The 10,301-nt window shown below is 66.7% G+C and carries 8 protein-coding genes, 1 tRNA gene and 1 pseudogene; 9 read left to right on the top strand and 1 reads right to left on the bottom strand.

Annotation, left to right across the window (positions count from 1 at the left end):
• Window positions 1-78: 78 nt before the first annotated feature.
• The 9 genes from L0D17_RS12320 to murJ all read left to right on the top strand — a co-directional run bounded on the left by L0D17_RS12320 (window position 79) and on the right by murJ (window position 9,016).
• Window positions 79-1,143: a hypothetical protein gene (locus tag L0D17_RS12320; protein ID WP_243095581.1), complete on the top strand. Its 1,065-nt coding sequence runs from the start codon at window positions 79-81 to the stop codon at window positions 1,141-1,143.
• Window positions 1,144-1,147: 4 nt separating this feature from the next.
• On the top strand, window positions 1,148-1,744 hold the full coding sequence (locus tag L0D17_RS12315) for a DUF3108 domain-containing protein (RefSeq protein WP_243095580.1): 597 nt from the start codon (window positions 1,148-1,150) through the stop codon (window positions 1,742-1,744).
• 7 nt (window positions 1,745-1,751) lie between these two features.
• Window positions 1,752-2,990 carry a histidinol dehydrogenase gene (hisD, locus tag L0D17_RS12310; RefSeq protein WP_243095579.1) on the top strand — a complete coding sequence of 413 codons (1,239 nt, stop codon included), beginning with the start codon at window positions 1,752-1,754 and terminating at the stop codon, window positions 2,988-2,990.
• Window positions 2,987-3,784, top strand: coding sequence for a helical backbone metal receptor (locus tag L0D17_RS12305; protein WP_243095578.1), 798 nt, complete (start codon window positions 2,987-2,989; stop codon window positions 3,782-3,784). Before hisD ends, L0D17_RS12305 begins: the two co-directional genes overlap by 4 nt.
• Window positions 3,785-3,819: 35 nt before the next feature.
• Window positions 3,820-5,127: a S8 family peptidase gene (locus L0D17_RS12300; protein ID WP_243095577.1), complete on the top strand. Its 1,308-nt coding sequence runs from the start codon at window positions 3,820-3,822 to the stop codon at window positions 5,125-5,127.
• Window positions 5,128-5,162: 35 nt separating this feature from the next.
• Complete coding sequence (locus tag L0D17_RS12295) at window positions 5,163-6,311, top strand: LCP family protein (RefSeq protein ID WP_243095576.1); 1,149 nt, start codon at window positions 5,163-5,165, stop codon at window positions 6,309-6,311.
• A gap of 18 nt (window positions 6,312-6,329) precedes the next feature.
• Window positions 6,330-6,417: transfer RNA gene (locus L0D17_RS12290), tRNA-Leu, on the top strand.
• A gap of 30 nt (window positions 6,418-6,447) precedes the next feature.
• A complete protein-coding gene (locus tag L0D17_RS12285) occupies window positions 6,448-7,539 on the top strand; it encodes a PDDEXK family nuclease (RefSeq protein ID WP_243095575.1) in 1,092 nt (363 codons plus the stop codon).
• Window positions 7,529-9,016, top strand: coding sequence for a murein biosynthesis integral membrane protein MurJ (murJ, locus tag L0D17_RS12280; RefSeq protein ID WP_243095574.1), 1,488 nt, complete (start codon window positions 7,529-7,531; stop codon window positions 9,014-9,016). Before L0D17_RS12285 ends, murJ begins: the two co-directional genes overlap by 11 nt.
• Here the strand turns inward: murJ and L0D17_RS12275 are convergent.
• Window positions 8,964-10,301: pseudogene (locus L0D17_RS12275) on the bottom strand (hypothetical protein); the annotation flags it as partial. The gene murJ and the pseudogene L0D17_RS12275 sit on opposite strands and share 53 nt — an antisense overlap.

The raw sequence follows: 10,301 nt of genomic DNA, 5'->3' as shown, positions 1-10,301 counted from the left end.
CAGGAGCGGTATGCCCCCCGTACACAGACTCTTACACATAACTCTTGACACGACCGGAGGGTGCGTATACTTGGGGGGATGGAGGTTTTGGGCGCGTATTGGCTAAGGCGTATTCTCGCCCGTATTGGTGCCCTTACCGTTTACGAGGGACAGGACACCCGCACCGGCATGCCGGTGATGGTCATCCAAGGAGCCAAGGGAAACCCCGTGGTGGGGGAGGGGCTTTTGCCGGTTCTAGAGGTCCTTCCGGAGGTGTGGGTCTTGGAGTGGCCCCTGGGGGCGGTGCCCCTTTCCCAGTACCTGGGGGTGGCGGACCCGGAGCGAGCCGCCCACTGGCTCAAGGAGGTGGCGCGGCTTCTCCTCGCCCTAGAGGAAAAAGGGGTTTCCCTGGCCCCGCCCCCGGAGCTCTTCTTGGTCAAGGGCAAGCGCATCTGGCTCGGCGGAGCGGGGATGGAGGCGTTGGCGGGAGCGCCGGAAGAGGCTTTGGTGGCCCTGGCCCAGGCGCTTTTGGGGGAGCGCTATGCCGAGTTTCCCTTGCGGGAAACCCTGAAGCGGCTAAGGCGGAAGGAGGTGGGGTTGGGCGCCCTTCTCCAGGAGCCTGGGCCCTCCCCGTCCCCAGAGCCGCCGCACGAGCCCGACCCCCAGGGGCGCAAGCGCCTCCCCGTGGAGCCGGAAGGGGAGAAGGCCGGGGAAGAGGCGGTGCCAAAGGCGAACGGAGCGGAAAGCGGGCAAGAGCCCCCGGCGAGCCGCCCCAAGGTGATCCGCATAGAGGAGCGGGAAGAGCCCCCCTTCCCTGTGGTGGAGCCGCCAAAGCCCTCTTCCCGGCGAGGGTTTTTGCTCCTTGCCCTGCTTCTGCTGGTGGCGTTGGCGGGGGTTCTCCTCTTCCGTCCCCGTGGGGGGGCGGAAAGGGCTTACGTGATGGAGTTTCGCACGGAACCCGCCACGGAAAAGGCGGAGGTCTTCCTCCTGGAGGCCCCCCCTGGTTCCCACCTCGCCCCGGGGCAGCTCCTGTTGGTGGCCCCGGGGCGGGTGGAGTTTGACCAAAAAGGCGTCTACCGCCTGCGCATCCGGGTGCCGGGACGCGACCCCGTGGACTACCTTCTGGAGGTCCCGGGCCCACCCCTCACCATCAAGGTACGCTAAGGTCATGACCGAGCGCCCAGCCCTCTTTCGCTACCGCTACTTCTTCGCCGGGGAGCCCGCGGGGGAAGGGCGGCTGGAGGTGCGCCCGGGGGAGGAAGGGGTGCGGGCTGTTTTGACCGCCGAGCTAACCCTTCCCCTACCCAAAACCCGCCTTCGCTGGCAGACGGAAACCGACCCCGAGGGCTTTTCCCGCTACTTCGCCGAGCGAGTGGAGGGGCGGGAGGCCAGGGTCTTCACCGTGGAGCGCCTGGAGGAGGAAGGGGTGGTCCTGGTGAGCCAGGGCAAGGAAAGCGTGGCTCTGCCCTACCTGGTCCCCTACCACGACCCCCTTTCCCTGGTCCTCTACCTTCCCCGGCTGTCCCTGGTGCCGGGGGAGGTGGCCCGCTTTCCCATGCCGGGGGGGCGGGTCTACGTGGAGCGGCTTTCGGACCTCGAGGCGGAAGGGCGGCTTCGCCAGCACTTCCGCCTGCGCCCGGGCCTAAGCCTGGTGCAGCTGGAAGAGGGGCTACCCGTGCGCCTGGCCCAGCAGGTGGGGGACCACGTGTTTGAGGCGGTGCTGGAGGGGGTGGAGGAGGCGAAAAGGCGCCGCCGCTGGGTATAGTGGAGCCATGATCTACCGCGCCGAGGAGGTACGGGAGCGCTTCGCCTGCCGGGGGCTTTCCTTTGACCCCACGGTGGAGGAGATCGTCCGGGGCATCCTCCGAGCGGTCCGGGAGGAGGGGGACGCCGCCTTGGACCGCTTGAGCCTGGACCTGGACGGCCACCCCGTGGAGGAGATCCCCAAGAAGGCCTGGCGCGAGGCTTACGACGACCTGGACGCCGAGCTTAGGGACGCCTTGGAGACCGCCAAGGAGCGCATAGAGGCCTTCTACCGCGAGGAGGCCCGGGGAGGGTTTTTGCGGGCGGAGGAGGCGGGGGTTTTGGGCCAGCTGGTGCGGCCCCTTTCCCGGGTGGGGGTCTACGTTCCCGGGGGGAGCGCCCCGCTTCTTTCCAGCCTCCTCATGGCCGTGGTGCCCGCCAAGGTGGCGGGGGTGGCGGAGGTGATCGTGGCGAGCCCCCCCAAGGTCCATCCCGGGGTGCTGGCCGCCGCCTGGGTGGCGGGGGCGGACCGGCTTTTCGCCATGGGCGGGGCCCAGGCCATCGCCGCCTTGGCCTACGGCACGGGGCGCATACCCCGGGTGGACAAGATCGTGGGGCCGGGGAACGCCTACGTGGTGGCGGCCAAGCGCCTGGTCTACGGGGTGGTGGGCCTGGATGGCCTCGCCGGCCCCACGGAGACCATGATCGTGGCGGACGGCTCCGCCTCTCCCCGGCTCCTCGCCGCCGACCTCCTGGCCCAGGCGGAGCATGGCCCCGATTCCGAGCCCTGGCTTCTTTCCCCGGAGCAGGCCCTTTTGGAGCGGGTGGAGGCGGAGCTTTACCGGCAACTTTCCGACCTTCCCCGGGCGGAGACCGCCCGAAGGGCCCTGGAGCGGGGGGGGCTCGTCCTCACCCGGGACCTGGAGGAGGCTTTTGAGCTCGCCAACCTTTACGCCCCCGAGCACCTCTGCCTGGCCCTGGCCGACCCCCTTCCTTGGCTCGGCAAGGTGCAAAACGCCGGCGGGGTCTTCCTGGGGGAGGGAAGCCCCGAGGCCCTGGGGGACTACATCGCCGGGCCGAGCCACGTGATGCCCACCTCCGGCACCGCACGCTTCCAGGGGGGGCTTAGCGTGCGGGACTTCCTCAAGGTGATCCCCGTGATAGGGCTAGGGGAGAAGGCGGTGAGGGAGCTTTCCGCCAAGGGGGCGGTGCTCGCTCGGGCGGAGGGCCTCGAGGGCCACGCCCGCTCCTTGGACCTTAGGCGATGAGGCTTTTCCACGAGCTCTTAGGGCCACTGGAGCTACCCGACCGCTTTGCGCGCATCGTGAGCCTGGCCCCCAACCTCACGGACGCCCTCTTCGCCCTGGGGGTGGGGGAGAGGCTCGTGGGCCGGAGCGCCTTCTGCCACCGCCCGGCCCAGGTCCTTTCCCTGCCCGTGGTGGCCTCCTACACCAAGACCCGGCTGGAGCTTCTGAGGAGCCTAGAGCCCGACCTGGTCCTTCTCTCCACCGGGGTGCAGCGGGAGCAGGCACTCAAGCTTAAGGAAGCGGGCTTTCCCGTCTACGCCGTGCCTCTGCCCACAAGCCCTTACGGCATCCTGGAGAACCTTTCCACCTTGGGCCACCTCTTGGACCTGGAGGAAAAGGCGGTGGCCTTGGCCCACGAGCTTTCGGTCCGCTACGCCGCCCTCAAGGGGCGGTTTCGCCTAAGGGTTTACTTTGAGATGGACCTGGGCGGGCCCATCACCGTGGGGCGGGGAAGCTACATCGCCCAAGCCCTTTTGCACCTGGGCCTGGAGCCCATCTTCCTGGACGTTCCCCAGGCCTACTTCGCCCCCGACCTGGAGGAGGTGGCCCGGCGCAAGCCCGACCTCTTCCTCTACGAGCCCAAGCCGTGGGGTAGGAACCCCCTAGAGAAGGCCCGGGCCCTGGCGCGGGAGCGGGGGTGGGACTTCCCCGTTGCGGCCACGGACGGGGACGAGCTCGCCCACTACGGGCCCATGTTCTTTGGCTTCCTGGAGAAGCTGGCGGCGCGGGTGGTGGAAACCTTAGGGGAGGCTTAAGGCGTTCCGGATGGGCGGGCGGTATAGTGGGGCCGATGCGGCGCCTAGCCTTTCTGCCTATCGCCCTTGGGCTGAGCCTGCTCCTCACTGCCTGCCCCCAGACGCCCCCTCCCCCCATCAACCCGGTGGAGTGCCCCGTGGGGCCACTAACTGCGCAAAGCATAGAAGAGCCTCTTCGGCTCCAAGGTTTGGGGCGTTTTGCCGGAGCATACGTGCCGGGGGAACTCTTGGTGGTTCCAAGGTCCGGCCTTTCCGTCCAAACCCTGCGGAGCCAAGGGGCTGAGCTCCAAGAAGCGCTCCCTCGGGGGATTTTGCGGGTGAAGGTTCCCGTGGGGCAGGAGAAGGTGAAGGCCCAGGCCCTGCTGCGGGCAGGGGCGCAGTACGTCCAGCCCAACTACCTCTACCGCCCCCTAGCGGTGCCCAACGACCCCCTGTACCCCGCCCAAGAGTCTTATCTGAATGGATTGGTGGGCCTTGAGGCGGCCTGGGAAAGGAGTACCGGCAGAGGGTGTCCGCCCCTCATCGCCGTGCTGGATACAGGGGTCTTGCCGCACGAGGATTTTGCTGCCAGCAAGTACCTCCCCCAAGGAGTCTATCTGGACGTTGCGGTGGGTGATCCCGATCCGAGGGATGACCAAAGTCCCGGCACGGATCATTATGGACACGGGCTGGCCGTTGCGAGCATTCTCGGAGCAGACACCGGAAATGGGCGGGGTATGGCTGGGGTCACCTGGGGTGGGTATGTTGTTCCCATCAAAGTCATGGATAGCTCCGGGGATATCCTTACAGCATACTTGGTTAAGGGTTTGGACCTGGCCCGTAACTTGGGTGCCCATGTGGTAAACCTATCTTTAGGCGCTCCGGGGCAAAGCGATGGGCTGTTGGCGAATGCGGTGGCGCGGGTAAGGGAAGCGGGTGCTGTGGTGGTGGCGGCCTCGGGCAACGGAGGAACCCGAGGTGTTTACTTCCCCGCCAACCTCCCCGGGGTGATTGCGGTGGGAGCGGTCACGGCTAGCAAAACCCGGGCCAACTTTTCCTCCTATGGTCCTGAGATGAGCCTAGTGGCTCCGGGGGTGGACCTTCGTGTGGCAGGGCCGGAACCCACCCAATACCCAAAGGGAAGTGGCACCTCCTTCGCGAGCCCGATTGTGGCCGGGGTGGTGGCGCTTTACATGAGCAAGTACGCCAGCGAACGCAAGGTGTGGCCCACCCCGGACCAGGTTTACCAGTGCCTCACCGCCACCGCTGAAGACCTTGGACCCTCGGGCCGAGATGATGAGTACGGCTTCGGCCTGGTGCGGGCGGACCGGGTGATGGCGGACTCCACCCACTGCTTCCCTTAATCCGCCTCACCGGGCGGGGTGTACACTAGGCCTTTGTGCGGCGCTTCCTACTCGTCCTTCTCTTGGGGCTTCTTGCGGCGCTTTTCTACTGGGTTTACCCCCTTTTGGGCCCAGTGGCGCGCCAGGGGGCTTTGCCCTCCCCGGCGGGTCTAGAGGAGCCCCTCACCCTCCTCGTCTACGGCTCTAGCCCCGAGTATTCCGGCTACCACAGGCGCGCGCCCGAGCGCTTCCGGGGCCTGGCGGACACGGTCCTCCTGGTGCGGCTGGATCCCTTGGCCCACCGGGTGGTGGTCCTTTCCATTCCCCGGGACACTTGGGTGAACGTGCCCGGCTACGGCTGGCACAAGATCAACGCCTATAGCCCCTTGGGGGGGCCGGAGCTCATGAAGGAGGCGGTGGCGCACCTCACCGGGGTGCGGCCTGAGCGCTACCTGGTGGTGAGCACCGAGGCGCTGCGCCGGGGCGTGGATGCCCTAGGGGGGGTGCGGGTGTGCGTGGAAAAGCCCATGCTCTACCGGGACACCGCCGCTGGGCTTTCCATTGACCTGGAGCCCGGCTGCCAGGTGCTTAACGGGGTGCAGGCGGAGGGCTACCTCCGCTTCCGCAAGGACGCCCTAGGCGACATCGGCCGGGTGCAACGGCAGCAGGCCTTCTTCCACGCCCTAAAGGAGGAGCTCCTCTCCCCAAAGGGTCTCCTCCGCTTGCCCCGGGTGGTGGCGGCGGTGGAGCCTTATGTGCAGACGGACCTTTCCCGAGGGGAGCGGGGGGCCATCCTGGGCTTCGCCATGAAGCGGCCCGAACTCGTTAGCCTCCTCCTTCCCGGGCGCTTCGGGGGTGGGTGGGAGGTGGACGAGGGGGCCATGCGGCAGCTTCTCGCCCTCTACTTTGCGGGGGAGGCCCAGGAAGCGGAAGCTTCCTTGAGCGGCAAGCTGGTGGCCTTGGTCTACGGCCCGGGACAAGAGGCCTTAGCGGAAAGGGCACAGGAAAGGCTTCACGCCTTGGGCCTGAGGGTGCTTCGCCACCCGGTGGACCTGGTCCCGGCCCGCACAGAGGTGCTGGAAAACGGCCCCGGCTTCCTTGCCCGGGCCCTAGGGGAGGCTTTGGGCGTGCCCTATCGCATCTCGGGGGAGGCGGTGCTTGGCGCCCACCTCACCCTGCGGCTTGGCGGGGACGCCCCTTTTTGAGTAGGATGGACTTCGCCCGCCGGGGTGGCGGAACGGTAGACGCTGCGGACTTAAAATCCGCTGGGGGGTTACCCCCGTACGGGTTCGAGTCCCGTCCCCGGCACCACCTTTGGCCCCGGAAGAGGGGCCTTCCTTTATGCTAAGGCCCGTGGGCGTTCTCACCCGCTTTCTGGAAAGGACCATGGCCCAGGCCCGGTACGACCTCTTGGGCCCGGGGCGCTTTTTGGCGGAGCTCCCGGAGCTTGGGCTGAAGGTGGAGGCTTCCCACCTCGAGGCCGCCCGGGAGGCCCTGCGGGAAACCTTGGAGGCTTGGCTCCTACAGGCCTTGCGTTCCGGGCTCACCCCGCCCGGTTTGGAGGAAGAGGTGGACCCCGTGCGGGCCCGGTTCTTCGCCCTGGCGGGGGAGATGTGGCGGCTTTTGCGCGAGCCGCAAGCCCCTGCCAAGCCGCAAGAGCCGCCCAAACCTCAAGAACCCCCGAAGCCCCAGGAGCCGCCGAAGGCCAAACGCCTCACCTCGGTGGAGGAGTGGCTCAAAGGGCTCGGCATCCAGGTGGTGAAGAAGCCCGAGGAGGACGAGGAGAAGGAGAAGGTCCTGACCCGGCTTTCCCTCTTCCTGGGGGACCGCTACCCCAGCCTGGAAAAGCTTTATGAGCGCCTGAAGCAGAGCCTATCCACCAAGCGCCAGTTTGAGCTTTCCTTGGCGGAGGCGAGCCAGGAGGAGATCGCCAACTCCACCCAGTTTTGCACCCTGCTCAAGCAGTACGCCCTCCTCACCAGCTACCACTACAAGAGCGAGGAGCGGCGTATCCGGGCTAAGGCCAGCACCGAGGGCTGGGTGCAGAACTTCCTCACCGGGGGTTGGCTGGAGCGCTATGTGGCCGAGCGGCTTCGGAAGCTCCTCCGTTCCAAGAACCTGCCCCACGAGGTGGCGGTGGGCTACCAGGTGACCCTCCCGGGGGGCGAGGCCATGGAGCTGGACGTCCTGGTGCGGGTGGGGGAGCGGGTGTATTGGTTTGAGGCCAAAACTGGGGACTTCCAGGCCCACATCGCCAAGTACGCCGGGCTCAAGAAGGTGCTGGGCCTTTCCGCCCGGGAAAGCTTCTTGGTCCTGCTGGGCATGGACAAGGCCAGGGCCAAGGAGCTTTCCGCCCTGCACGGCCTCACCGTGGTGAACCAGGCGAATTTCATAGAGGTCTTCCAGGAGGTTCTGGAGGGCAATGCTGCGTAAGGTCCTCCTGGTCATGGGGGGCACCTTGGCCTCGAGGGTCTTGGGCCTCCTGCGCCAGGCGGTCTTCAACGCCCTTTACCCGGACGCCCTAAAGGACGCCTTCAACGTGGCCTACCGGGTGCCGAACCTCCTCAGGGAGCTTTTGGCGGAAGGGGCGGTGCAAAACGCCCTAATCCCCATCCTCAAAAGCTTGCCCGAGGCCGAGGCCAGGTCCTTCGCCCGTCGCTTCGCCGCCTTCCTCTTGGGGGTGAACCTCCTCGTTTTGGGCCTCGGTTACCTTCTCGCCCCCTGGGCGGTGGGGCTTTTGGTGGCGGAGGGAAGCCACCTGCGGGAGGAGGGGGCCTTCGCCCAGGTGGTCCACCTCACCCGGCTCATCCTGCCCTTTCTCCTCGGCATCTCCATGGCCGCCCTTTTCTCCGCCCTCTTACAGGCGGAGGAGCGCTTCCTGCCCTACGCCTTAGGCCCCATCGCCTTCAACCTGGCGGCCATCGGCCTCATGGCCCTCTTCCCTGGGGACCCCACCTTTTTGGGCCTTTCCGTGGCCCTGGGGGGGCTTTTGCAGGCGGCGGTTCAGCTTCCCTTCCTAAAGGGGCTTCGCCTGGAGTGGCGTTGGCACCCGGCCTTCGCCACGGCGCTTCTTCGCATTGGACCCTTCGCCTTCACCACCTCCTTGCGGCAGTTCTTGAACCTGGTTCTCACCAACATCCTCACCCGCTACCCTCCGGCGGCGGTGACGGGCTTTTACAACGCCGAGGTGGTGTTCCAGATGGCCTTGGGCCTTTTGGCCACGAGCCCGGCCATCGCCTACTTTCCCCGGATGAGCGCCCTAAAGGGGGAGGAGCTCGCCCGCTTCCTGGAAAGACCCCTCAAGCGCTTCTCCCTCCTCCTCGCCCTGGCGGGGGGGCTTTTCCTGGGGTTGGCGCCCTATGTGGTGGTGCTTCTTTTCGGCCTCTTCGGGCCCCTTACCCCGGAGAACCGGGCCTACAGCGCCCAGGTCCTGGCCGCCATGGGCTTGGCGGTGCTTCCTTGGGGGGTGAACACCTTTCTGCTCCGGGGCCTTTACGCCCTGGGGCGGGTGCGGCAGGCGGTGGGGGCGAGCGCCCTGGTGTTCCTCGCCAACACCTTGGGCTACTGGCTCCTGAGGGACGCCGGGCTTTTCGCCCTCAACCTGGCCACCGCCCTGGCGGGGTGGCTTGGTTTTGCCTTATATCTAAGGCTTCTTGGCCGGGAAGGGGTTGGGGTGGGTTATCTACCCGGCTACCTGGGGCGGGCCTATCTGGCCGGGCTTTTCGCCGCCTTGCCGGGTTGGGGTCTTTCGGCCTTGGCCCGGGTGGAGAGTTCTTTGGCGGCCTTGGGGCCTCTTTTTCTGGGCGGGGGAATGGGGGTGGGCCTTTACCTTCTGGCGGGCCTCCTCTTGGGGCTGCCTATTCGGGAAGCGCTTGCCAAGCTTCTTTCAAGCGGAAGTAAAGGGGCTTGAGCCGGAGGGTGAAGGCGGGCGCCTCCCAGGTGGGCCAGGTGAAGCGGAAGGGTTTCGTGCCCGGCAGAAGCAGGCCCAAGCCTTCTATGGAAAGGGGCTTTGGAGCGTACCATGCCAGGCGTTGGCTCGGGTCGGCGAAAAGGAGCATGCCCCACGGGAGGCGGAGCTCCACGAGGCCCCCTTCCCCCAGGGCGAAGTCCGCCGTGGGATCCCGGGCCCCTCTGGGGTCTTGGCCCCTTTGGAGCCGCCCGAGCTCGTAAATTGCCCTCGGGTAGTCGGTCCCGTCCCGGCCGGTGCGGCGGCGGTTGGGTTCCAACACAAAGGGGACGAAGCGGCCTTCCCCGGGCTGGGTGGGGCCCCGGAAGGCGATGTACTCGGTCCCCGGAAGGCCTAGGTCAAAGGCTTGGAAGGGGTAATAGCCCTGCTCCACCCACAGCCTTCCCCCTTCCGCTCCCACTTCCAGGAAGAACTCCGCGCCAAATCCCTCCGCCGCCTTTACACCCCCCGGGACGGTGTCCAGGTAAAGCCGGAAGGGTAAGGGCCCTTGGTAGAGAAGCCACAGGTACTCGGGGTCGGCGTGAACCTTGAGGAAACGGCTCTCTTCACGGAATGAAAAGGGCACTTCCTCCCACTCTCCCGCCTTGCCGTCCAGGCGGAAGCTCCCGCTTGCGGTGGCGGCTAGAAGGCCGTAGTTCTCCTCCGGATCCAGCACGTTGTGCCAGAAGGGGTCGCGTTCAGGGGCTTCCCAGGCGGCGAAGAGCCAGTTCCGCTTGAACCACTCGTCCAAAAGGGCGAACACCACTCCCCCGGCCAGGTCCACCTCGGCGATATCGCGCCAAAGCCGCACCACCCCTTCCGCTTGCGCCTCCTCGCTGTGCCCCCCATGGTGTAGGCCCTGCGGGTGGAAGTGGGCAATGCCCCGGCTGCTGGGTAGCCCGAACTCGGCGATCAAAAGGGGCATGCCCCCGTGGTGGGCCTTGAGGCGTTCCAGGTAAGCCCGGTAGCGTTCTTCACCCAAGGCGGGCTCGTTGACCAGGAAGTCCGGATAGTAAGGATATACGTGGTAAGCGGCGAAAAGGCCTACAGGGCTACCCGGAACAGGCCGCAGGTGGGTGGGGTCTAGGCTCACCGTATCCTCCTCGTGGAAGGGGCCCGCCCCTGGGGGCTCCACCCGTTCCCCGCGGGCGCGGCGGAGGACGTACTCTTCCTGGAAGGAACTCTCGCTAACCCCTATGTACACGTCAAAACCTCCATAGGGCATAACCCCAAGGGACTTCCGCGCCTT

The organism is Thermus thalpophilus (assembly GCF_022760915.1).
In the GTDB taxonomy this organism is placed as follows: domain Bacteria; phylum Deinococcota; class Deinococci; order Deinococcales; family Thermaceae; genus Thermus; species Thermus thalpophilus.
Note: the sequence above shows the minus strand (reverse complement) of the source record. Positions and strands in the feature narration are given on the sequence as shown.